Genomic DNA, 23,368 nt, shown 5'->3' with positions numbered 1-23,368 from the left:
GCCCCCACCCTGTCAGACGACGAGGACGTGCCGGGAGACGGGTTTCCCGGCGCCGTCGTAGGCCGCCCAGGCCGCCGCGAGATCGCACACCGCCCGCGACAGCTCCTCCTCGGGGAACAGGAAGTGCAGGCGCAGGTGGGCGGCGTGGCCGCCCAGCGGGTCGAAGGAGCCGCCCGGCGGCACCGCGACGCCGTGCCGGAGCGCCACCTGGGCGAAGGAGCCGGCGTCGCCGCGCGGCAGGCGCACCCAGACGGTCTGGCCGCCCCGGGCCGGTTCGAGCGTCCAGGACGGCAGGCGCGCCCGCAGCTCGGCGCACAGGTGGTCGTGCCGCCGGCGCAGGGCGCGCACGCGGGCCTCGCGCACCTCGTCGAGGCGGCGCAGCAGCGCGACGGCGGCGAGCTGGCTGAAGACCTCGCCGCCGAGATCGTGCACGGCCCGCAACCTGGACAGCCGCGAGACCAGCGGGGCCGCCGCGCGGATCCAGCCCACCCGCAGGCCGCCCCACACCAGCTTGCTCAGCGAGCCGACGGTGACGACCCGATCCCCGCCGCCGAAGGCGGCCACCGGCGCCGGCGTCCCGCCCGAGAAGCACAGCTCGGCGCAGACCTCGTCGTCGATCAGTGGCACGTCGTGCCCGGCGGCCAGGGCGGCCAGCCGCCTGCGGCCCGGGTCGTCCATGACCGCGCCGTCGGGGTTGCGCGCGGTGGGCACGCCGTAGAGCAGCGCCGGCCGCTCGCGCACGGCCCGCCGTGCCTGGTCGTCACCCAGGTCGACGGGCTTGACGACGGCCGCCGCGTGCCGGAACACCTCCAGCGCGCCCGGGTACGTGGGCGACTCGGTCAGCACGGTGTCGCCCGGCGCCACCAGCAGCCCGGCCAGCAGCGTGAGCGCCTGCTGCGCGCCCGTCGTCACCATGATCTGGTCCGCCGTGGTGGGCAGGCCGCGCGCGCCGTAGTAGCCCGCCAGCGCCTCGCGGAGCGCGGGGTCGCCCGCCGGGTGGTAGCCCAGGTCGCGCAGGCCCGCCACCCGCGCCCCCGCCTCCTGGTACGCCTCGAACAGCGCCGGCGGCGGGTCGTCCGGCGCCGCGCAGGTCAGCAGCCGCACGCCGTCGGAGGCGTGCAGGAGGTTCAGCATCAGCGGGTTGGCCGCCACGCCGTCGGCCGTCCTGGTGGCCGGCGGGTCGCCCGGCGCGACGCGGGTGCCGCTGCCCTGGCGGCGCGTCACCCGGCCCTCCTGCTGGAGCAGCTCGTACGCGGCGACCACCGTGCCGCGGCCGACCGCGAGCCGGTCGGCCAGCACCCGGTCGGGCGGCAGCCGTTCGCCGGGCGGCAGCACGCCGTCGTCCACGAGCGCCCGCAGCCGGGCGGCGAGCAAGAGGTAGAGCGGCCCGCGCCCGGAGGCCCACCGGCCCAGCAGGTGGACGAGGTCATCGGGATTGGCTCTATTCATGGACCAATTCTCCGGTATTGGCTCTGCACTCGGGCACCAATCCGGGGGATATTCGATGACATGAGTGATTTTCGCCCTGAGACGCGTGCCGTCCACCTGCCGCAGCCCCCGGTCGAGGGCAGCCGGCCGATCGGCATGCCCATCTACCAGAGCGCCGGGTTCGCCTTCGACGACCCCGAGCTGATGGGCGCGGCGATGACCCGTCCCGACGACGCCTTCGTCTACGGCCGCGACACCAACCCCACCGTGCGCGCCCTGGAGCTGGCGGTGTCCGGCCTGGAGGGCGGCGCCGCCGCGCTGGCCGCCGCCTCCGGCATGGGCGCGATCAACACCGTGCTGCTCGCCCTGCTCAAGCCCGGCGACCACCTCATCGCCCAGCGCTCCCTGTACGGCGGCACCGCCACGATGCTCAACGACCTGGCCGGCAGGTTCGGCATCGCCGTCACCCACGTCCCCGAGCACGACCCCGCCGCGCTGCGCGCCGCCGTCCGGCCCGAGACGCGGCTGGTCTACCTGGAGACCATCAGCAACCCGATGGGGCTGGTCGCCGACCTGCCCGCGATGTGCGCCACGGCCCGCGAGCTGGGCGTCCTGTCGATGGTGGACAACACCTTCGCCACGCCCGTGCTCTGCCGCCCCCTTGAGCACGGCGCCGACGTCGTCGTGCACTCCGCCACCAAGTACCTGTCCGGCCACGGCGACGTGATCGGCGGCGTCGCCGTCTTCGCCGACCCCGACCTGTACGGCAGGGTCTGGCACTTCGCCACCGAACTGGGGGCCGCGGCCGCGCCCTTCACGGCCTGGCTGACGCTGCGCGGGATCCAGACGCTGCCGCTGCGCATGGAACGCCACTGCGCCAACGCCGACCTCCTGGCCCGGCGGATCGCCGACCACCCCGCCGTGTCGGCCGTCCACTGGCCGGGGCTGCCCGCGCATCCGTCGTACGAGCTGGCCGCCAAGTTGCTGCCCGCCTTCGGCGGCGTGTTCTCCTTCGAGCTGGCCGGCGGGCGGGCGGCGGGGGAGGCGTTCATGCGGTCCGTACGGCTGGCGCGCATCGCCCCCTCGCTCGGCGGCGTCGAGACCCGCGTCATGCAGCCCGCCACCACCTCCCACCGCTTCCTCGGCCCCGAGGACCTGGCCAGGCACGGCGTGAGCGAGGGCATGGTGCGCGTGGCCGTGGGCATCGAGCATCCCGAGGACCTGTGGGCAGACGTGGCCCAGGCGCTCGGATAGCGTCGGCTCATGCCCGCTGATCGCGGGCGCACGACCGAAGGAGAGCCGTGACCACCGTCACTTACCAGGACGTCCTCGACGCGGCCGGCCGGATCGAAGGGCACGTGCTGCGCACGCCCGTCCTGGAGATCTCGCCGGGCCTGTCACTGAAGCTGGAGTTGCTGCAGCACTCGGGCTCCTTCAAGGTGCGGGGGGCCTTCAACCGCATCCTGTCGGCCGGCCCGTTGCCCGCCGCCGGGGTCATCGCGGCCAGCGGCGGCAACCACGGATTGGCCGTCGCCCACGCCGCCAGGGCGCTCGGCGTGCGGGCCGAGATCTTCGTGCCGGAGGTGACGAGCCCGGTGAAGGTGGCCGGGCTCAAGGCGCTCGGCGCGCACACCACCCAGACCGGGGCGATCTACTCCGAGGCCGCCGAGGCCGCCGCCAAGCGCGCCGCCGAGACGGGCGCGCTGGCCGTGCACGCCTACGACCAGGCCGAGGTGCTGGCCGGGCAGGGCACGGCCGGGCTGGAGATCATGGAGCAGACCGGGGGCGTGGACACGGTGGTGGTGGCCGTGGGCGGCGGCGGGCTCGCCGGCGGGATCACCCTGGGGGCCAGGGCCGGGGGAGACGCGCCGCGGATCGTGGCGGTGGAGCCGTACGCCATCCCCACGCTGCACGAGGCGCTGCGCGCCGGCCGTCCGGTGCCGGTGCAGGTGGGCGGCGTGGCGGCCGACGCGCTCGGCGCCACGCAGCTCGGCGGGCTGGCGTTCGAGGTGTTGTCGGGGGCCGGGGTGGACAGCGTCCTGGTGGACGACGACGCGATCGTGGCGGCCCGGCGGACGTTGTGGGAGCGGCACCGGCTGGTGGCCGAGCCCGCGGGCGCGGCGGCGTACGCGGCGCTGCTGTCGGGGGCCTACCGGCCCGCGGCGGGTGAGCGGGTGGCCGTCGTGGTCTGCGGCTCCAACACCGACCCCGCCACGCTCTCCGGCGCGGCGGGGTGAGCCCGTCCCGGAAGTGCGGGGCGCGGGAACGCGCCCGGGGCCTTTCCGGGGCGGGGGAAGGCGCTCGCGGTCAGCAGTAGGTGTGCTCGGGGGCCGGGAAGGCCCCCGAGGTCACCTCGTCGGCGAAGGCCCGCACCGCGCGGTCCATCTCCGAGGCCAGGTCGAAGTAGCGCTTGACGAACTTGGCCGGGCGCGGCGTCAGCCCCATCATGTCCTGCCACACCAGGACCTGCGCGTCCGTGGACGGCCCTGCCCCGATGCCGACCGTGGGGATCGACAGCGACGTGGTCACCCGGTGGGCCAGATCGGCCGGCACGCACTCCAGCACCACCGCGAACGCCCCGGCCCGCTCCAGGTCCTTGGCGTCGGCCATGAGCTCGTCGCCCGACTGGCCGCGCCCCTGCACCCGGTAGCCGCCGAGCGTGTTGACCGACTGCGGCGTGAGCCCGAGGTGCGCCATGACCGGCACGCCCGCCGACACCAGCGCCTCGACCTGCGGCAGCACCCGCCGGCCGCCCTCCAGCTTGACCGCGTGCGCCCCCGCCTCCTTCATGAACCTGGCCGCCGACTCCAGCGCCTGCTGCGGCGACCCCTGGTACGACCCGAACGGCAGGTCCGCCACGACGAGCGCCCGCGACGACCCCCGCACTACGGCCGCGGTGAGCGGCACCAGGTGGTCGAGGGTGACCGGGAGAGTGGAGTCGAAGCCGTAGACGACCATGGCCGCGGAGTCGCCGACCAGCAGCACGGGCACGCCCGCCTGGTCGAACACCCGGGCCGTCATCGCGTCGTAGGCGGTGACCATGGGCCACCGCTCTCCGCGCTCCTTGGCCGCCGCGAGGTCGCGGACGGTGACCCGGCGGCCCGACGCGCCGCCGTACAGCGTGGTGGAAGACGTGGTAGATGACATGGACTACCTCCAGAAACGTCTCGAGGCGTCCCAGTGACGTCCCCGGACTCCTTCGATGATGTCATGAGGGGAAATCCAGTGGCGAAACTGTCGGTGCCTCTTGACACAATCGACGCGGAGGTAAACGACACACCATGGCTCTCGACCAATACCGCAGGCTCTTCCGGCTGCCCGGCGTCCGCACTCTGCTCCTGGTGGGGATGCTCGCGCGCGTCCCGGCCACCGCCATGGGAATGGCGCTCACCCTCCACGTGGTCTTCGGGCTGCGCCTCGGCTACGTCGAGGCCGGCGTGGTGACGATGGCCAGCACGGTCGGCATGGCCGTCGGCTCGCCGCTGTCGGGCCGGTTCGTCGACCGCCACGGGGTGCGTCCCGTGCTCGTCGTCACCACCCTGGCCCAGGCGGTGTTCTGGTCGTGCGCGTGGGCGCTGCCGCTGCCCGCCCTCGCCGTCGCGGCGGCCGTGGCGGGCCTGCTCAACCTGCCGGTGTTCAGCGTGACCAGGCAGTCGCTGGCCGCGCTGGTGCCGCCGGAGCAGCGGCGCACCGGGTTCACGCTCGACTCGATGCTGGTCGAGCTGTCGTACATGACCGGTCCCGCGCTCGCCGCGGCCGGCATCACCACGCTGGGCAGCACGACCACGCTGGCCCTCATCGGCGTCGGCATCACGGCCGCGGGCCTCGGCCTGATCGTGTTCAACCCGCCCACCCGGTCGGCCGTCGAGCTGGAGGAGCCGGTGGTGAAGGTGCCGCGGCGGCAGTGGCTCACGCCGGGCTTCGTCGCGCTGCTCGGCACCACGGCGGCGGCCACGTTCATCCTCACCGCGACCGAGCTCGGGCTGGTGGCCACCATCAACACCGCGGGCGAGACGCAGTGGGTGGGCCTCGCCGTGGCGATCTGGTGCCTCTACTCGCTGGTCGGGGGCTTCGTCTACGGCGGGCTGTCGCGCGGCTTCTCGCCCCTGGTGCTCATCGCGGGCATGGGCCTGCTGACCATCCCCGTGGGCCTGGCCGGGGCCGACTGGCGGTGGCTGATCCTGGCGATGCTGCCCGCCGGTCTGCTGTGCGCCCCGGCGCTGTCCTCCACCGTCGACGTGCTCAGCCGCTGGGTGCCCGCCGCGGCCAGGGGCGAGGCGATGGGCCTGCACGGCACGGCCCTGCTCATCGGCGGTGCCGCGTCCTCGCCGATCGCCGGGGCGATCATCGACGGCAGCGGGCCGACGTGGGCGTTCGTGGTGGCGGGGCTGGTCGGGGTGGTCATGGTGGTGGTCGCGCTGCCGCTGTGGCGGCGGCGTCCGCCGGTCGCCGGCACGCCGGTCGAGGCCAAGGAGCACGTGCTGCCTCCGGCGGCGATCAAGAGCTGATCCGGCGGTGGTTCCAGCCTGCCGGCCGTTCGGGCCGGGGGGCCTGTCAGTGGTGTCCGCAGGGCCTTGTGACGGCCTGCGCGGGCGGGTGAACGGGGTTTCCCGTTTGTTTCCCCGTGCGCACTCCGCCCGTCAGGCGAAAGTTACGAAACGAGACCGTTGCGTATCGGAATACCTTGCGATACGGTGTCGTTGCGAAACTTGGTCGTATCGAAATTAAGGGACGTTCTCATGGATCAGAACGCGGGGCATCCACGCAGGTGGGGCATCCTGGGAGTGCTGGTGTTCAGCCTCCTGGCGGTCGTGCTGGACAACACGATCCTCAACGTGGCGATGAAGACCATCGCCGACCCCCATGCCGGCTTGGGCGCGACGCAGGGCCAGCTGGAGTGGGCGATCAACTCCTACACGCTGGTGTTCGCCGGGCTGCTGTTCACCTTCGGCGTGATCGGCGACCGCACCGGCCGCAAGCGCATGTTGTTCATCGGCATGGCGCTGTTCGGCCTGGCCTCGCTGGCCAGCGCCTACTCCCAGGACCCGATGCAGCTGATCCTCGCCAGGGCGGCGATGGGCATCGGCGGCGCGGCGATCATGCCGGCCACGCTGGCGATCATCTCCAACGTGTTCCCGCCCGGCGAGCGTGGCAAGGCGATCGGCATCTGGGCCGGCGGCGTGGGGCTCGCGGTGGCGATCGGCCCGATCACCGGCGGCCTGCTCATCGAGCACTTCTGGTGGGGCTCGGTCTTCCTGATCAACGTGCCGATCGTGGTGATCAGCATGTTCCTCATCGCGGCCTTCGTGCCCGAGTCGCGTGACCCGAAGCCGTCCAGGCTCGACCCGGTGGGCGTGCTGCTGTCGATCATCGGTCTGGTCGCGCTGGTCTACGGCATCATCCGCGGCGGCGACCAGGGCACCCTGGCCAGCGCCGAGGTGATCGTCCCGACGGTGGCCGGCCTGCTCGTGCTGGGCGTGTTCGTGTGGTGGGAGCGTCGCATCGACAACCCGGTGTTCGACGTGCGCAACTTCAGCAACGTACGGTTCAGCTCGGCCATCGGCATGATGGGCCTGGTCTTCTTCGCGATGATGGGCGGGATGTTCTTCCTGACCTTCTACCTGCAGATCGTGCTGGGCTTCAGCCCGATCCAGGCGGGGGCCCTGATGATCCCGTTCGCCGCCGCGCAGCTCATCTTCGCGCCGCTCAGCCAGCGGGTGAACCAGCTCTTCGGCGCCAAGCTGTCGGCCACGGTCAGCATGCTCGTGGTGACCGCGGCGCTGGGCAGCTACGCGTTGATGGACGTCGACACGCCCGTGGTGCTGATCGAGATCATCTTCTTCGTCCAGGGCGCGGCGATGGCGAACATCATGCCGCCCGCGACCACCGCCATCATGGAGGCGCTGCCCAGGGAGAAGGCCGGTGTGGGCTCGGCCATGAGCAACACCGTCCGCCAGGTCGCCGGCGCGCTCGGCGTGGCCGTGCTCGGCTCGGTCCTGTCCAGCAGCTACCGCGGCGAGATCGCCTCGGCGCTCCCGGCCGGCGCCCCGCACGCCGCCGGTGAGTCGATCATGGCGACGATGGAGTTCGCCGGGAAGCTCGGCGAGCGCGGCCATGCGCTGATCAAGCCCGCCTTCGCCGCCTTCGTCGACGGCATGCACGTCACGGCGATGGTGTCGGCCGTGATCGGCCTGGTGGGCGTCGCGGTGGTGGCCAAGTGGATGCCGGGCAAGGCGCGCCCGGTCCAGCAGGCGGAACAGAAGGAACCAGCGGTAGTGTGAGGCCGCGATGACGATCCAGGATTCAGGGACTGCCCGCCCGGCGGGCCGTCCGCGCAGCGAGAAGGCCGAGAAGGCGATCATCGACGCGACCCTCGACCTGATCGGCGAGGGCATGGGGGTGTCGGAGCTGTCGATCGAGGCCATCGCGGCGCGGGCGGGCGTCGGCAAGACCACGATCTACCGGCGCTGGTCCAACAAGGAGGACCTGGTCGTCGACGCCCTGTCCACGCTGAAGGCGCCGCTCCCGCCGCTGTCCGGCATCTCCGTGCGCGACGACCTGATCGTCCTGCTCGACGCGATGCGCCGGGAGGCGGGCCAGGCCCGCACCCGGTGCGTGATGAACATCGCGATGAGCGAGGCCGATCGTTATCCCCGGCTGATGGAGCGCTTCGTGAAGCGGGCCGTCGAGCCGCGCAGGGAGGCGCTGCGCTCGGTGGTCGAGCGCGGCGTCGCCACCGGTGAGCTCCGGCCAGACCTCGACGTCGACCTGGTGATGGCCCTGTTCTCCGGCACGATGATGTGGCAGTCCAAGTGGGGTCCGGCCGGCGACCTCCCGGCCGACCTGGCCGAACGGGTGGTCGACATGGTCCTGCTCGGGCTGGCCGGAGACCGCGCCGAGCCCTGAGCCGCCCACACCCGCCACGGAGGCCCGCCCCTCGGGACGGCCTCCGTTCGTCGTTCCGCGGGCCTGTGCCCTACTGCCGCGCCATGCCCTGCGCCGCCGGGCCGGGGGCGCTGGTCAGGGTGAAGGGCACGGTGGCGGCCACGCGGCCGTTGACGATGACGTCGAGCTCGCGCGGGCCGGGCGGCTCGTTGCGGGTGGTGACCGGGCGGAAGGAATGGCTCTTGCGCAGCGTGAACGCCGCCCCCTCGGCGGTGGCCGAGCGTTCGCCCAGGTGGAAGACGCGGCGCGAGCCTGCCCGGCGGACGGCGTACTTGAGCACCAGCGGGCCGGGCGCGCCCGCCGTGACCGTGACGGTGAAGGTCAGGCTGCCGCCGACGGCGACCGTGTCGGACTCCAGGGTGAGCGCCCGCGCCGAGCCGCTGCCCGGCGTGGCGCCCAGCAGCGCGAGCGCCTCGGGATGCCCGGACCGCAGCAGCCCGCGCACCGCGTGGCGGACGACCCGCTCGACGTGCGAGCCGCCGTCCGCCCGCCAGCGGGCCAGCACGGCGAGCGCCGCGTCGGGGTGGTCCTTGGCCAGGTCGTTGACGTGGTTGGCGACCGAGCGGCGGACGTATTCGCTCGGGTCGTCGCGCAGCAGGTCGAGCAGGGGCAGGGTGGGGCCGGGCGTCATCAGCCAGCCGACCCGCGGCGCCCACGGCAGGCGCGGCCGGGAGCCTTCGGAGGCCAGGCGGCGCAGGTGCTCGTCGGGGGACTCGGCCCAGCCGTACATGATCTTGAGGGCGTCGTCGCGGTGGCGGTCGAGGTAGGGACGCACGGCGAACTCGCCCGTCGAGTACGGCGTGAGCGCCGCCAGCGTGGCCATCGCCGCCTCCAGGTGGCCGAGCCCGTGGACGGCGGTGTGGTCGGTGAGCGGCCAGCCGCTCCACAGGTCGAGCTCCCCGCGCGCGGCGCAGGCCCGCACCAGCTCGGCGGCCCGCGGATAGGGCAGCGGGAGGGCGTCGTGCAGGGCCGCGGAGACGTGCCTGACGCGGCCCTTCAGCTCCAGCGGGCCGAGCCCGGCCAGGGCGTGCTCGGTGAACCGGGCGCGCGGGAACGACGGCCACACGGCGGCCATGCCGCCGGCCAGCACCGAGACGGACCGGGCGTTGATCAGGTCTTTGAGCGGTTGTGCCACGCGCCCACCCTGCCACCCACGACCGACAATCCGCCCGCCCCTCCGGAGTGGCGGGGGCGGGCGAGCCTGCCGGTCGTCTTGCGGAGGAAGGGGCAGCCCATCAGCCCGCGGGTGGACGAGGGCGGTGGGTCAGCCGGTCGTCTCCCGCCACCGGTTGGTGATGGGCAGACGGCGGTCGCGCCCGAAGTTCTTCGGCGTGATCTTCGGGCCCGGCGGGTACTGGCGGCGCTTGTACTCCGCCAGGTCCACCAGCCTGATCACCCGCGTGACCAGCGCCGGGTCGTGCCCGGCCGCGATGAGCTCCTGCGAGCCCATGTCCTTCTCCACGTAGTCGTCCAGCAGCCGGTCCAGCACCTCGTACGGCGGCAGCGAGTCGGTGTCGCGCTGGTCGGGACGGAGCTCGGCGCTGGGCTCCTTGGTGATCGAGTTCTCCGGGATCGGCTGCTCGACGGCCATCAGGAAGCCCTCGCAGGTGTGCGCGTTGCGCCACCTGGACAGCTCCCACACCATCGTCTTCGGCACGTCCTTGATCGGGGCGAAGCCGCCGGCCGAGTCGCCGTAGAGGGTGGAGTAGCCGGTCGCCAGCTCGCTCTTGTTGCCGGTGGTGAGCACCAGGTGGCCGTGCTCGTTCGACAGGCCCATGAGGATCATGCCGCGCACCCTGGCCTGGAGGTTCTCCGCGGCCAGGCCGGACAGCTCGATCTCCTTCTCGAAGGCCGTGACGATCTCGGCGATCGGCGCGATCCTGGAGTTGATGCCCTGCCTGGCCACCAGGTCCTCGGCGTCGGCCAGCGAGTGGTCGGAGGAGTAGCGCGAGGGCATGAGCACGACGTGGACCCTGGACGGGCCGATCGCGTCGGAGGCGATGGCCGCCGTCAGGGCCGAGTCGATGCCGCCGGACAGGCCCAGGATGACCGACTGGAAGCCGTTCTTGGCCACGTAGTCGCGGACCGCGAGCACCAGGGCCGAGTACACCTCGGCGGGCAGGTCGAGCCGCTCGGCGACGGGGGCGGGCGCCGCCGGGTAGGGCGCCACGGGCTCCTGCGAGAGCACCCGGCGCTCCACGGTGATCGTGGTGCCGTCGAGGGCGTCGTAGGGGAACGTCCCGGGCTCGGCGTCGGCGACCGGCAGGTCGAGGTCCACGACCAGCAGCTCCTCGCGGAACTGGCCGGCCCGCGCGACCAGCTCGCCCGAGCCGTCCACGACGATCGAGTCGCCGTCGAAGACCAGCTCGTCCTGGCCGCCGACCTGGTTGACGTAGGCGAGCGCGCAGCCGGCCTCGCGCGCCCTGCGGGCGCACAGCTCCAGCCGTACGTCGTCCTTCTCCTTCTCGTACGGCGAGGCGTTCGGCACCACCAGCAGCCCGGCGCCCGCCTGGCCGACGACGGACACCGGCCCGCCCTCCTGCCAGAGGTCCTCGCAGACCGCGATCGCCACGTCCACGCCGTGCAGCCGGAAGATCGGCAACCGGTCGCCGCGCACGAAGTAGCGGTACTCGTCGAACACGCCGTAGTTGGGCAGGTGGTGCTTGGCCGTGCGGGTGACGACCTCGCCCTTGTGCAGCAGCGCGGCCGCGTCCAGCGGCGCGCCCTTGGGCTGCCCCACGCGGGGGGCCAGGCCGGCGCGGTCGACGTAGCCGACGACCACGGGGAGGTCGCCCAGTCCCTCGCGGTCGAGCCTGCGCGCCACCTCCTCCAGGGTCCTGATGCTGGCGTCCACGAAGGACGTGCGCAGCACCAGGTCCTCGACGGGATAGCCGGTGAGGAACATCTCGGTGAAGACGACGAGGTGAGCGCCCCGCTCGGCGGCGTCACGGGTCCACGCGACCAGCCGCTCGGCGTTGGCGGCAAGGTCGCCGACGGTCGGGTTCGTCTGTGCCAGGGCTATGCGCAGTTGTGCCACGTCATTAGCCTAGTACGACCCGATTTTTATCGTCAAAGCGACGAAAAGTGGCCCATGTCGCCAGGAGTGACCAATCCGGACTCGTAGGCCGCCATCACCAGCTGCGCCCGGTCGAACAGCCCCAGGTGGTCCAGCAGCGACTTCACCAGCACCGACACCTCGTCCTCGGGCAGCGCGAGCGTCTGGCCGATCTGCCGGTTGGTCAGCCCGCGCGCGACGAGTTTGAGCACGTCGAGCCGGGCGTCGGAGAGCCCGGCCAGCGCCGGCGGCGAGGCCGGGTCGGTGCGGCCGGCGAACGCCGAGATCAGCCGGGTGGTGACCGCCGGGTCGATGAGCGCGTCCCCGACGGCGGCCGCCCTGATGGCGGCCAGGAACTGCTCGGGGGCCGAGGTCTTCAGCACGAAGCCGCTCACGCCCGCGCGCAGCGCCGCGTACAGGTTCTCGTCGCTGCCGAACGTCGTCATCATGACGACCTTGGGCGGGCGTTCCCCGGCCAGGATCCGGCGGGCGGCGGCCAGGCCGTCCAGGTGCGGCATCTGGATGTCCAGCAGCACGACGTCCGGCCGGTGCGCGCGCACGCCCGCGATGGCCTCCTCGCCGTTGGCGGCCTCGCCGGCCAGCGCGACGCCGTCCTCGCTGTCGAGCATGGCGCGCAGCCCCGCCCGGACGAGCGCCTGGTCGTCGGCCACCAGCACGCGCAGCACCCGCTCGTCGGCGGCCGCGGCCGGCGCGGGGGACGACGGCGCCGGGGACGGCGGGGGCGGCGGCTCCTCCAGCCGCTGGGCCAGCATGTCGGCCTCCAGCCGGCGCAGCCCGGCCGACAGGTCGAGCCCGAGCTCGTCCCGCCACACCGTGCGGGCCCGGCGCAGCGCGGCCAGCGCGTCACCCTGGCGGCCCATCCGGTACAGCGCGAGGGCCAGCAGCCGCCACGCCTCCTCGCGCAGCGGATGGGCCGAGGCGTGCGCCTCCAGGTCGGCCACCAGGGAGGTGGCCCGGCCGAGCGCGAGACCGGCGTCGGCGCGCCGCTCGACCGCGATCAGCCGCAGCTCCTCCAGCCGGCCCGCCTCGGTCGCCGCCCACGTCAGCTCGGCGAACTCGGCCAGCGCCGGCCCGCGCCACAACCCGAGCGCGCTGTCCATGGCCGCCCATACCTGCGGCGGCGGCCCCTCGGTCTTCACCAGGCCCTCGAACCGCCACGAGTCCACCTGCTCGGGCGCGGCGCGCAGCGCGTAGCCGGGCGCGGCCGAGACCAGCACCTCGGCCTCCTCGCGCGGCGCGCGGCCGGGCTCCAGCGCGCGCCGCAGCCGGGAGACGTAGCCCTGGATGGTGGACAGGGCCTGCGCGGGCGGATCGCCCGGCCACAGCTCGTCGATGAGGGTGTGCACGGGCACGGCCCGGCCGCCCGCCACGAGCAGACGGGCGAGCACCGCCCGCTGCCGCTGGCCGCCGAGGTCGAGGGGGACGCCGTCGCTCCAGGCGTGGAACGGTCCCAGTGCGGTGAATGTCAGCATGTCAGGGGTAAGCGTAGAGGGAGAACACGTCCGGGGATATGGCGAATTGTCACAGGGGGAGTTCGGCGTGGACAACCGTGCCACCTCCCGGTCCCGCTCGTACGGCGCAGGTGCCCCCGAGCTCGGCGGCCCGTTCGCGCATCGAGCCCAGGCCGACGCCGGGCCGCGCGTCCGGCGGCAGGCCGATCCCGTCGTCGCCGACCGTGACGCGCAGCCGGTCGTCGCGGCGCAGCGCCACCGTGATCCGCGAGGCACTGGCGTGCTTGCGGGCGTTGGTGAGCGCCTCCTGCACGATGCGGTAGGCCGCGACCTCGACCGCGGCGGGCAGGCCGGTCAGCTCGCCCGACGTCTCGATCGGCGTCCCGGCCAGCTCCTCGATCGCGCCGGCCAGGCCCAGCTCGTCCAGGGCGGGCGGGCGCAGGCCGTAGACGAGCTGCCGGATGTCGCCGGTCACGGCGTCCATGCCGGCGCGCAGCCCGGCCAGCAGCCGGTCGGCCTGCTCGGGGTCGCTGTGCATGGTCAGCCGGGCGGCGTTGATCGACATGGCCATGCCGGTGAGCGACTGGCCGAGCCCGTCGTGCAGGTCGCGGCGCAGCCGCCGCCGTTCCTCCTCCCGCGCGGTCAGGATGCGCTCGCGCGAGCGCTGCAACGCCGCCGTCAGCCGTACGGCGTGCGCGGCGTCGGCGATGTACGGCGTGATCGTGGCGATCACCCGCTCGTCGTGGGCCGCGGGGAACCTGCGCCGGTCCGTCGGCCCGATCAGCAGCAGCCCGACCGGCTCGCCGTGCCACACCAGCGGGACCGTCCTGGCCGCCGCGCCCACCACGCCGGACGTGGTCACCGCGCCGTCGGCCTCGACCGCCACGCCGGTCACCGACAGGCCCTCGCGCAGCACGTCGAGCGTGGCCAGCAGGCCGTGCACCGGGTCGGTGTGCTGGAGCCGGTGCCGCAGCCGCCGGGCCAGCGTGCCGGGGACGCCGGTGCTGCCGTACAGCAGGCGGTCCACGCCGCGCTGCAGGCCGCGGCGCATCGGCTGGAAGAACGCCCCGGCGAACAGGGCCGCCGGGATCCCGGCGATCCGGTCCACCTCCGACAGGAACAGGCTGAGCGCCGCGCTGACCGCCACGTACACGAGGGTGATCACGATGGCCAGGCCGGTGCCCACCAGCGCCCTGCTGATCAGCGTGTCGATGCCGAACAGCCGGTAGCGCAGCACCGCCACGGCGATGGCGGCCGGGATCAGCGGGATGGCCAGCGAGGCCACCCACCAGACGTCCGCGCCGAGCATCCAGGGCACCAGCAGGCCCGGCAGGGCCACCAGCAGCCACAGGAGCTGCCGCCGCTCGACCGCGTCGCCGCGCCGGAAGCGCACGACCAGCGAGGCGAAGGCCAGCACCATGCTCGCCGACAGCGTGCCGTGCCCGGCCTCGCGCAGCTCCGGCCGGCCGGTCAGCAGCCCGGCCCAGTCCAGCGCCTGCCCGGCCACGGCCAGCGCGATCACCGCCCGCCAGCGCCGCGACAGCAGCCTGCCCACCGGGTACAGCAGCGGCAGCAGGACGCCGAGGGTCAGCTCGCAGACGTTCCAGGTCAGGTTGACGACCGGCCAGCGCGGCCCCGGCCGTCCGTCGAGCAGCTGGTAGAGGTTGGCCGACAGGATGTTGGCCGCCGCGCTCGCCCCGCCCAGGCACAGCAGCCAGCCGATGACCAGCCGCGGCCTGCTGTGCACGAGGATCGCGCCGAAGACCGGGAAGGCCGTGCCCGCCATGTCCTCCGGCGCGAACGGCAGCGGCGTGTACGGCGACGGCGGCAGCTGGGCGGTCACCCAGATGTCGGCCAGCTCCAGCACGACGGCGAACGTGGCGATCCCGATCGCGACGCGGGGCGTGGCCAGCCTCGTCACCACCCGGCGCGCCCAGAGTGCGTGGCGCATCCCACCATTTCCTTCCGTGATCGGCAGGAAATTATCGGGAACCGGCCAACATCCGATCAAAATTCTCTCAACGGCGGCGGATTCCGTGGAGCGCCGCCCCGGACCTCAGGCCGGCGTCAGCGCCGCCGGATCGCCGGGCCGAGGGCCAGCATGCCGGCCGCCGAGACCAGCGCGACGCCGCCCACGGCGAACCACAGCGTCTTCGGCCCGGCCGCGAGCAGCGGGCCGCCCATCAGCGGCGCCAGCACCGAGGCCAGCGACCAGGCGAAGCCGAACAGCCCCGAGTACCGTCCCCGCAGGTGCTCGGGGGCCAGCGCGGCCACGATCGTCCCGGAGATGCCCGCGGTGATGATCTCGCCGACGGTCCACACCGCGATCGTGACGGCCAGCCAGAACGTCGTGGTGACGAAGGCCGTCAGCGCGAACCCGGCCCCCATGACCGCGAGCCCGAGCGCGAACGTGCGGGAGGGGTCCCTGCGCCCGAGCCAGCCGGAGACCAGCGGCTGCACGACGACGATCAGCACCCCGTTCAGCGCCATGGCCAGGCCGAACTGCCCCGGCGTCAGCTTCACCACCGACGTCATCGCGACCGGCAGCATGGTCACGGTCTGCAGGTAGACCAGCGCGTTGCCGAGCACCACCAGCGTGAAGGCCACCATCAGCCGGTCGCGCAGCACGACGCCGAACCCCCCGGACGACTCGCGCGCCGGCGGCCGGGTCTCCGGCACCGCCCGCCACACCAGCGCGGCGAAGACCAGGCACGAGGCCGCGTCGATCCAGAACAACCAGGCGAACCCGACGCTGGCCAGCCAGCCGCCGGCCGTCATGCCGACCGCGTAACCCAGGTTGATCGCCCAGAACAGCAACCCGTACGCGCGGGCCCGCTCCGACGGCGACACCAGGTCGGCCACCAGGGCGCTGGACGCCGGCCGGTAGATGTCGATCACCAGCCCGAGCACGAACATGGAGGCGACGATCGCCGGCAGCGAGGTGCTGTAACCCAGCGCCAGCATGGTGGCGGCGGTGGCCAGCATGCCGCCCGCCAGCGTGACCCGGCGCCCGATCCGGTCGGTGAGCACGCCGGCGAGGATCTGCGACAGCAGCGAGCCCGCGCCGTAGACGCCCATGACCAGGCCCACGGCGGTCACCGACATGCCGCGGGAGTGGGTCAGGTACACGCCGGTGAACGGCATGACCAGGGTGCCCAGGCGGTTGACGAGGGTGCCGCTCCACAGGGCCCAGAAGGGCCGCGGCAGTCCGCCGACCTGGGAGCGGAGGAAGGAAGGCTTCTCAACAGCGGTGCTAGACACGGACCAAGGGTCAGGTCTGGACGGCCGAGGCGCCATCGATTTAGTGCACACTAAAACCATGGCCGTCACCTGGGACCTCAAGCCGGAGGACGTCGCGCGCATCCGGTTCGCGTTCTCGCCCATGTGGGAGCTGGTCGCGAGCCTGCGCACCCTCCAGGACCCCTCCAGGCAGTCGATCCACCTGCCCTGGGTCAAGGCCGTGCGCCCCCGGCTGGCCGGGCTCGACCTCGACGAGCTGTTCGCGCTGGTGCCGCCGACCGGCTACCTGGCCGACTTCATCACCCCGCCGCCGCAGACGCCGCTGCCCGACTTCGCCGCCGAGCTGGAGCAGGTCCGCGGCACGCCGCCGGAACGCGCCCGCACGGAGGCCGCGACCATCGCGGGCACCGACCGGGCGCTGCTCGACCGGTTCATGGCGGACCCGGCGGCCGGCGTGGCGCGGGTGGCGGGGGCGCTGGAGACGTACTGGCGGGCCTGTTTCGAGGAGTTCTGGCCGCGCGTCTACGGGCTGCTCGAACGCGACGTGCTGCGCCGCTCCCGCCAGCTCGCCCAGGGCGGGGCCAGGGAGCTGTTCGCCGGGCTCGGCCCGGCCGTGGAGTGGACGGGGGAGCGGCTGCTCATCGACCGGCCCTGGTGCCACGCGGGCGGCCTGCACGGCGACGGGCTGCTGCTGGTGCCGAGCGCGTTCTACTGGCCGTCGGTGGCCGTGATGTCGGCTCCGTACCAGTCGATGCTCGTCTATCCGGTGCTCGGCGTCGGCACGCTGTGGGAGCAGGGCCCGCCGCCCGCCCCCGGAGCGCTGGCCGCGCTCATCGGCCGCAGCCGGGCGCAGATCCTGCTCGCGCTGGCCGAGCCGAGCACCACCTCGGCGCTGGCCGCCCGGATGTCGCTCACCCCGGGCGCGGTCAGCCAGCACCTCGGGGTGCTCAGCGACGGCGGGCTGGCGGTGGGCCTGCGCCTCGGCAAGCAGGTCGTCTACCGCCGGACGGCGGCCGGCGACATGCTCGCCGGCGCCTCCCCCTGATCGGTTCCCTGATCAGCCTCAGGCGTACCGGGATGACTCCAGCAGCCAGTCCAGGTGGGCGCGCGGCGCGGCCAGGTAGGCGCAGGCGACCTTGCTGACGTCCCTGGCCGCCTTGGGCGGGAGGTCGTCGAGCGGCAGCCGCCTGGCCGCCCGGTTCATGTCCTGGCAGCGCCCGGCGATCCGGTCGAGCACCCACGCCACGGCCTCGCGCTCGCCCAGCCCGAGCTGCCGGACCGCCAGCACGACCAGATTGTGCACGTCGCCGCGCTCCTTGGGCCGCGAGGCCACGTCGTTGCACCAGGCCGTGACGTCGCTGCAGGCGTCCACCAGCTCCCGCCACGGGTCGCACTGGACCACCCAGGCCGGCACCTCGACCCGCAGGCACGGCTCCACCAGGTCGTACAGGTAGGGGCCCACGGTGCCCCTGCGCAGCGCCGGGTACTCCTCCAGCGTCGGCATGCGCCCGGCCGCCCGGTTGTCGGCCTCGGTGCGGCACGCGTCGGCCTGGCGGCGCAGGTTGACCGCGAAGCGGGCCCGCCACTGGTCGCTCATCCGCGCGCTGGTCACCCGCCACAGGTCGGCGAAGGCCGCCTCCAGCGGGTGCCGGGCCGCGCCCTTCAGCATGCCGCCGAAGATGTCCAGCGGGCACGACCCCTCGTCCAGCTCGTCGTCGAGATGGAACAGCCAGGTCAGCCACTGGGCGAACAGCGCCGCCGCGGCCGCGTCGAACTCGGCGAACGCGCGCCCGGCCATCCGGTGGAAGCCCACCCCGGCGTCGGCGCGCAGGCCCGTCCGCCTGGCCCAGTCGATGACCGCGGCCTCGATGGCGTACACGGCCGGGTGCATCCGGCAGGGCGCCGCCATCGCCGGCACCCGCTCGACGAGCGGCAGCAGCGCCAGCGCGGGCGAGCCGCCCTTGCGCGGCAGCGGCAACATCGGCTTCCAGTGCAGGACCGAGCGGAGCGCGGTGCGCACCGTGGCGAACACGGTGGTGCTCACGGCCGTGTTCACAGCGGACCGTAAAGCCAGTTGCCCGCGGCGTTCGGGTCTGAGCTGCGGTAGTAGTCCTCGGCCGCGCGGATCAGCTCCTCGACGGTGAGCGCGCCTCTGCCCTCCCGGTCGAGCCGGTCGAACGCCTCGTCCACGTCGTCGTAGGCGGTGCCGAACGCGCTGAGCATCGTCCGGAACTCGCCCGGCCGGATCAGGCCGTCGCCGTCGCCGTCGCAGAGCTGGGCCACCGCCACCGTCGCCGGCCGGAACACCGGCTCGTACCGGTCGCCGGTGACGAACGCCGCCGTCATCCCGCCGCGGAAGTCCGTACGCGCGATGCCGGAGTCGCCGTCGCGGTCGAGCGCCCGCGACAACGTCGACCAGATGCCGTCGAAGCTGCCGACGAGCCGGTTGCCGGTGACCGAGGTGGGGGACTCCCCGAAACCCACCAGCAGGCGTGCGCCCAGCCCCAGCAGGTCCTCCCGTTCGACGACGCCGTTGCCGTTCGCGTCGATGTGGTCGAACGCCCGATCGAGCTTGTGATTGAGCAGGTCGATAGCCACCAATGCCTCCCCCGAGACTAACTGCGTGATCACAGTAGATCTGGGCGGCCCCTTTGTCAGTGAGGCTCGCACCGGCACCCCCCGTAACGTGTGCGAAACACGGGCACGGCATGCTGATATCAAGACCCGCACCGTCTTCAACGAGGGGACGCCTTGGACCGCCAGCAGGAGTTCGTGCTCCGCACGCTAGAGGAACGCGACATCCGGTTCATCCGGCTCTGGTTCACCGACGTCCTCGGCTTCCTCAAGTCCGTCGCGATCGCGCCCGCCGAGCTGGAAGGCGCCTTCGCCGAGGGCATCGGCTTCGACGGCTCGGCGATCGAGGGCTTCGCCCGCGTCTACGAGTCCGACATGCTGGCCAAGCCCGACCCCTCGACGTTCCAGATCCTGCCCTGGCGCAGCGAGACGCCGGGCGCGGCGCGCATCTTCTGCGACATCCTGATGCCCGACGGCACCCCGTCGCACGCCGACCCGCGCTGGGTGCTCAAGCGCACGCTCGCCAAGTGCGCCGACATGGGCTTCACCTTCTACACCCACCCCGAGATCGAGTTCTTCCTGCTGAAGAACCGTCCCGAGGCCGGGCAGCGGCCCGAGCCGATCGACTCCGGCGGCTACTTCGACCACACGCCCCACAGCTCCGGCCACGACTTCCGGCGCCAGGCGATCATGATGCTGGAGTCGATGGGCATCTCCGTCGAGTTCAGCCACCACGAGGGCGCCCCCGGCCAGCAGGAGATCGACCTGCGCTACGCCGACGCGCTCACCACGGCAGACAACATCATGACGTTCCGGCTGATCATGAAGGAGGTCGCCCTGGAGCAGGGCATCTGGGCCTCGTTCATGCCCAAGCCGTTCACCGAGCACCCCGGCTCGGGCATGCACACGCACATGTCGCTGTTCGAGGGCGACCGCAACGCCTTCCACGAGGCGGGCACCGACTACCGGCTGTCGAAGATCGGCCGCTCGTTCATCGCGGGCCTGCTGCGGCATGCCGCCGAGATCACCGCCATCACCAACCAGTGGGTCAACTCCTACAAGCGGCTGTGGGGCGGCGCCGAGGCCATCGCGGGGCAGGGCGGCGAGGCGCCCTCCTACGTGTGCTGGGGGCACAACAACCGCTCGGCGCTGGTCCGGGTGCCCATGTACAAGCCGCACAAGGGCGGCTCGACCCGCATCGAGTTCCGCTCCCTCGACTCGGCGTGCAACCCGTACCTGGCCTTCGCGCTGGTGCTGGCCGCCGGGCTCAAGGGCATCGAGGAGGGCTACGAGCTGCCGCCGGCCGCCGAGGACAACGTCTGGACCCTGACCAGCGCCGAGCGCCGGGCCCTGGGCATCCAGCCGCTGCCCGGCTCGCTCGACGAGGCCATCGCCGTCATGGAGCGCAGCGAGCTGGTGGCCGAGACGCTGGGCGAGCACGTCTTCGACTTCTTCCTGCGCAACAAGCGGGCCGAGTGGCGCGAGTACCGCCGTACGGTCACCGAGTTCGAGCTGGGCCGCTACCTGCCGGTGTTGTGAGGCCGGGCGGGGGAGATCCGCCCGGTTCAGCCCTTGAACTCGCGCACCTCGACCGGCAGCACGCCCACGGCGCGGGCGAGCCGGCGTCCCCACTCCAGCGCGGCCTCCAGGTCGGGGGCCCGGATGACGGTGAACCCGCCGACGTGCTCCTTGCCCTCGGTGTAGGGGCCGTCGGTGGTGAACGGCTCGTCCGCGCGCATCCGGATCACCGACGCCTGCTCGGCCGGGGCCAGGCCGCCGGAGAAGACCCACACGCCGGCCGCGCGCATCTCCGCCTCGACCGCGCCGATGTCGCGCATGATCGGCTCCAGGACCGCGGGCTCGGGCGGCGGGCCGTCAGGCTCGAACAGCGTGAGCAGGTACTGCTTCATGGGGCGTGGTCCTTCCTCGTGCGTCCGCATCCCCCCGGGACGCCGTCAGTCGGCGGGGGCGCGGTCGGCGCTGTCGAAGACGATGTGCTCCAGCAGGTCGGCCTCGGCCCGGGTGAGCACGTGCGCGCTGACGGCCGGGGCCGGGTCGCCGCCGGTCACCCGCGCCAGCAGGCTCTCCCAGCGGCGGCGGTGGCGGGCGAACGTGCGGGGCGCGACCACCCGGCCCCTGGCGTGCTGCCCGGCGACCGCCGCCTCCGGCGGCGCGTCGAGCAGCAGCAGGTGGAAGCTCGCCCGCTGCCTGCGGGCCAGCCAGGCGAACCCCCTCAGCACGTACGTGGCGCAGCCCCGGTTGTGCGCGAGGACCGCTCGCCCGCCGGCCAGCGCCCGGCTGATGCGGCTCAGGTGGGTGGCGAACACCACGGCGCGGCGCACCGGACGGGGAGCCCAGAGGATCCGGCCGTCCCAGCGCAGGCGGGACTGCCCCGAGTCGATCACCACGACCGCGTCGGCGGCGACGGGCGCGCTCTCGGCGCCGTGGAGGCCGTAGAGGCGGCGCAGCAGCGTGGTCTTGCCGGCGCCGGGCAGCCCGGTCAGCACGACCAGCGACCCGGGCGGAAAGCGTAACGTCGCCCGCTGCACAGACCCACCCCGCCCGATCGGATTCGCTTCGACCCCTGTTCGCGCCAGCATAGGGCGCGGAGGCGGGTGCCGGGCGGGCCCGGCCGCCGGAACGGTCCGACGGGATTCACCGGGAATGGGCCCGGGGCGGGGAAATCACGGGATAAGGTACTGCCGACGCCTTGATCGGTCTCACCCCGGATACAGATGCGGCTCCGGGTTGGGGCCGATTTTCGTTGTTCCTCACCCCCGAGTCACATCCGTGCCATGGACGGCGCCGACCCTGGGAGGGGACGGCCGGGGGCGGCCGGGGAAGTTTCGGCCACGCCTGTGGCGTTATGGCATGAGTCGGCCGTCGGTCAGGGACCCCCAGCATCGTGGTAATCCGGGAGTCCAGTAAAATCGGCCTACTCTTTACGATATTTCCGGACTTCTCGCCTTCTGGGGCGATATTGGAGGGTGTGGCATGACGACGGCTGCCCTGCAGACCGTGTTGACCGTTCCCGAGCGTTTCCGGGGCCCGGTGGGAGTCGCCAACGGCGGCTGGATCGCGGGCACCATGGCAGAGGCGCTGAACGGCGGCCGATCAGCGGTCGAGGTCACGCTGCACGCGCCCACGCCCCTGGAGACCGAGCTGCGCCTGGAGCACGTCGCCAACAGCGTCTCGCTGTCCGACGGCGACAAGGTCCTGGTCGAGGCCATCCCCGTTGCCGAGACCCTGACCGGGCCCGGGTTCGTGCCGTTCACCGACGCCGCCCGCGCCGAGGCCGGGTTCGTCGGCCTGCAGGCCCACCCGTTCGCCGAGTGCTTCGCCTGCGGCCTGCGCGAGCCGGGCGACGGCCTGCGCATCTTCCCCGGCCCGGTGGAGGGCTCCGACCTGGTCGCCGCCGGGTGGCGGGTGCCGTTCACGGTGAGCGGCGAGGACGGCGTGCCCGCCTCGATCGTGGGCGCGGTGCTCGACTGCATCACCGGCTGGGCGCACTTCGGCCCCGGCGAGTCGGCCCTGCTCGGCCGCCTGGTCGTGCAGATCAACGGCCCGGTGCTGCCGGGCGGCCGCTACTCCGTCGTGGCCCGTCCGACCGGCCGCGACGGCCGCAAGATGTACGGCGAGAGCGGCATCTACGAGGACGACGGCACCCTGGTGGCCGCCGCCCGCGCCACGTGGATCGCTCCACGCTGACCCGCGTCTGCGAACGGCCCCCGAGCCCGGCTCGGGGGCCTTTCTCATGCCCCGGTGATCCGTTCCAGGACGGTCGTCACCGGCTGCTCGTCGAACAGGATCGTGTAGTGGTTGCAGTCGGGCACGACCTCGTCGCGCAGGCCGGGCACGCGGGCGGTCCAGGTGCGGGCGACCTCGTCGGGGAGCATGCCGGTGTCCTGGTCCAGCAGGCCGCGCGGGGCCCTGAGCAGGTGGGTGGGCGCCTTGATCGCGGCCAGCGCGGCGGCGATCCGGGCGGTCTCGGTGCGCATCCAGCGCCCGTCCGCCATCACGGCCTCGCCGACCGCCCGCGAGCGCAGCGCGCCCTCGGGGCCGTCGAGGTCGTAGCGCACGTACGCCTCCACGTCGGGGCTCCAATGGCCGACGAAGGCGGGGTGGGCCTTGAAGAAGTCCACGTACTCCTCCGGGGAGGCGAACGTCCGTTGCAACCGGGCCAGCGCGGGGCCGAGCGTGGCCGCCAGCGCGGCGTCGGGGTCCTCGCCCTCCGGCAGGGGGAGGGGGAGGCCGCCGTCCACCAGGACGACCCGGTCGAAGTCGCGTTCGGCCCCGGCCAGCACGGCCACGTACGCGCCCATCGAATGGCCGGCCAGCACCGCGTCCGGGCCCGCGCCGACGTGCTCGGCGACGCGCAGGACGTCCTCGGCGTGCCGGGGCAGCCCGTACGGGCCGGGCAGGGAGGCGCTGTGACCACGGCCGCGCAGGTCCATCGCGATCAGCGACCACTCCTCGGGCAGCCGCCGCCCGACCGCGCCCCAGGCCATCAGCGACGCGCTGATGCCGTGGACCGCGATGACCTTGCGGGGGCCGGTGCCGAACGTGGCGACGCGGAGCCCGTCCACTTCGTCGAATCTCATAGCCGGATCCTAGGGACGCCGTCCGGGAGCGGGAATCACCGGCCGTCGGGCGG

At 73.3% G+C, this 23,368-nt stretch carries 20 protein-coding genes; 8 read left to right on the top strand and 12 right to left on the bottom strand.

Annotation, left to right across the window (positions count from 1 at the left end; genetic code table 11):
• Nucleotides 1-12: 12 nt before the first annotated feature.
• On the bottom strand, nt 13-1,449 hold the full coding sequence (locus AB0J46_RS16410) for a PLP-dependent aminotransferase family protein (protein ID WP_364331972.1): 1,437 nt from the start codon (nt 1,447-1,449) through the stop codon (nt 13-15).
• A gap of 60 nt (nt 1,450-1,509) precedes the next feature.
• Here AB0J46_RS16410 and AB0J46_RS16405 point away from each other — a divergent pair, with 60 nt between their 5' ends.
• Nucleotides 1,510-2,682: an aminotransferase class I/II-fold pyridoxal phosphate-dependent enzyme gene (locus AB0J46_RS16405; RefSeq protein WP_364331969.1), complete on the top strand. Its 1,173-nt coding sequence runs from the start codon at nt 1,510-1,512 to the stop codon at nt 2,680-2,682.
• Between the two features lie 47 nt (nt 2,683-2,729).
• Nucleotides 2,730-3,665, top strand: coding sequence for a serine/threonine dehydratase (locus AB0J46_RS16400; protein ID WP_364331966.1), 936 nt, complete (start codon nt 2,730-2,732; stop codon nt 3,663-3,665).
• A 70-nt stretch (nt 3,666-3,735) separates the two neighbouring features.
• Here AB0J46_RS16400 and panB read toward each other — a convergent pair whose 3' ends face one another.
• On the bottom strand, nt 3,736-4,575 hold the full coding sequence (panB, locus tag AB0J46_RS16395) for a 3-methyl-2-oxobutanoate hydroxymethyltransferase (protein ID WP_364331963.1): 840 nt from the start codon (nt 4,573-4,575) through the stop codon (nt 3,736-3,738).
• A gap of 134 nt (nt 4,576-4,709) precedes the next feature.
• On the opposite strand from panB, the gene AB0J46_RS16390 reads away from it, so the two are divergent.
• From AB0J46_RS16390 to AB0J46_RS16380, 3 genes are all read left to right on the top strand, one after another.
• Nucleotides 4,710-5,936 (top strand): MFS transporter, encoded by a 1,227-nt coding sequence (locus tag AB0J46_RS16390; RefSeq protein WP_364331960.1) that lies wholly within the window; start codon nt 4,710-4,712, stop codon nt 5,934-5,936.
• A 231-nt stretch (nt 5,937-6,167) separates the two neighbouring features.
• The gene (locus AB0J46_RS16385; RefSeq protein WP_364331957.1) at nt 6,168-7,709 is read left to right on the top strand and encodes an MFS transporter; all 1,542 of its coding nucleotides are present in this window, start codon (nt 6,168-6,170) and stop codon (nt 7,707-7,709) included.
• 7 nt (nt 7,710-7,716) lie between these two features.
• Nucleotides 7,717-8,334: a TetR/AcrR family transcriptional regulator gene (locus AB0J46_RS16380; RefSeq protein ID WP_364331954.1), complete on the top strand. Its 618-nt coding sequence runs from the start codon at nt 7,717-7,719 to the stop codon at nt 8,332-8,334.
• A 70-nt stretch (nt 8,335-8,404) separates the two neighbouring features.
• Here the strand turns inward: AB0J46_RS16380 and AB0J46_RS16375 are convergent, their stop codons facing one another.
• From AB0J46_RS16375 to AB0J46_RS16355, 5 genes are all read right to left on the bottom strand, one after another.
• The gene (locus tag AB0J46_RS16375) at nt 8,405-9,508 is read right to left on the bottom strand and encodes a DNA alkylation repair protein (protein WP_364331951.1); all 1,104 of its coding nucleotides are present in this window, start codon (nt 9,506-9,508) and stop codon (nt 8,405-8,407) included.
• A gap of 129 nt (nt 9,509-9,637) precedes the next feature.
• Nucleotides 9,638-11,410 carry an NAD+ synthase gene (locus tag AB0J46_RS16370; protein ID WP_364331948.1) on the bottom strand — a complete coding sequence of 591 codons (1,773 nt, stop codon included), beginning with the start codon at nt 11,408-11,410 and terminating at the stop codon, nt 9,638-9,640.
• Between the two features lie 32 nt (nt 11,411-11,442).
• Entirely contained in the window at nt 11,443-12,921 is a 1,479-nt protein-coding gene (locus tag AB0J46_RS16365) for a BTAD domain-containing putative transcriptional regulator (protein WP_364331945.1), read from the bottom strand.
• A gap of 49 nt (nt 12,922-12,970) precedes the next feature.
• On the bottom strand, nt 12,971-14,851 hold the full coding sequence (locus AB0J46_RS16360) for a sensor histidine kinase (RefSeq protein ID WP_364331942.1): 1,881 nt from the start codon (nt 14,849-14,851) through the stop codon (nt 12,971-12,973).
• A 116-nt stretch (nt 14,852-14,967) separates the two neighbouring features.
• Entirely contained in the window at nt 14,968-16,161 is a 1,194-nt protein-coding gene (locus tag AB0J46_RS16355) for an MFS transporter (protein WP_364331939.1), read from the bottom strand.
• Between the two features lie 58 nt (nt 16,162-16,219).
• Here AB0J46_RS16355 and AB0J46_RS16350 point away from each other — a divergent pair, with 58 nt between their 5' ends.
• Nucleotides 16,220-17,185, top strand: coding sequence for a DUF5937 family protein (locus tag AB0J46_RS16350; RefSeq protein ID WP_364331936.1), 966 nt, complete (start codon nt 16,220-16,222; stop codon nt 17,183-17,185).
• Nucleotides 17,186-17,203: 18 nt separating this feature from the next.
• On the opposite strand, the gene AB0J46_RS16345 is transcribed toward AB0J46_RS16350, so the two are convergent.
• Together AB0J46_RS16345 and AB0J46_RS16340 are read right to left on the bottom strand one after the other, a co-directional pair.
• Nucleotides 17,204-18,184 (bottom strand): terpene synthase family protein, encoded by a 981-nt coding sequence (locus AB0J46_RS16345; RefSeq protein ID WP_364331933.1) that lies wholly within the window; start codon nt 18,182-18,184, stop codon nt 17,204-17,206.
• A gap of 8 nt (nt 18,185-18,192) precedes the next feature.
• A complete protein-coding gene (locus AB0J46_RS16340) occupies nt 18,193-18,738 on the bottom strand; it encodes an EF-hand domain-containing protein (RefSeq protein ID WP_364331930.1) in 546 nt (181 codons plus the stop codon).
• A 153-nt stretch (nt 18,739-18,891) separates the two neighbouring features.
• Between AB0J46_RS16340 and glnA the strand changes: the two genes are divergently transcribed.
• Nucleotides 18,892-20,253, top strand: coding sequence for a type I glutamate--ammonia ligase (gene glnA / locus AB0J46_RS16335; RefSeq protein ID WP_352353441.1), 1,362 nt, complete (start codon nt 18,892-18,894; stop codon nt 20,251-20,253).
• A 26-nt stretch (nt 20,254-20,279) separates the two neighbouring features.
• On the opposite strand, the gene AB0J46_RS16330 is transcribed toward glnA, so the two are convergent.
• Entirely contained in the window at nt 20,280-20,624 is a 345-nt protein-coding gene (locus tag AB0J46_RS16330) for a YciI family protein (RefSeq protein WP_364331926.1), read from the bottom strand.
• A gap of 45 nt (nt 20,625-20,669) precedes the next feature.
• The gene (locus AB0J46_RS16325; RefSeq protein ID WP_364331923.1) at nt 20,670-21,263 is read right to left on the bottom strand and encodes an ABC transporter ATP-binding protein; all 594 of its coding nucleotides are present in this window, start codon (nt 21,261-21,263) and stop codon (nt 20,670-20,672) included.
• 445 nt (nt 21,264-21,708) lie between these two features.
• Between AB0J46_RS16325 and AB0J46_RS16320 the strand changes: the two genes are divergently transcribed.
• Nucleotides 21,709-22,422, top strand: a complete 714-nt coding sequence (locus AB0J46_RS16320) for a hotdog fold domain-containing protein (RefSeq protein ID WP_352353435.1) — start codon at nt 21,709-21,711, stop codon at nt 22,420-22,422.
• A gap of 44 nt (nt 22,423-22,466) precedes the next feature.
• On the opposite strand, the gene AB0J46_RS16315 is transcribed toward AB0J46_RS16320, so the two are convergent.
• Entirely contained in the window at nt 22,467-23,315 is an 849-nt protein-coding gene (locus AB0J46_RS16315) for an alpha/beta hydrolase (protein WP_364331920.1), read from the bottom strand.
• Nucleotides 23,316-23,368: the final 53 nt, after the last annotated feature.

This window comes from Nonomuraea sp. NPDC049758 (genome assembly GCF_040674635.1).
GTDB lineage: Bacteria > Actinomycetota > Actinomycetes > Streptosporangiales > Streptosporangiaceae > Nonomuraea.
Note: the sequence above shows the minus strand (reverse complement) of the source record. Positions and strands in the feature narration are given on the sequence as shown.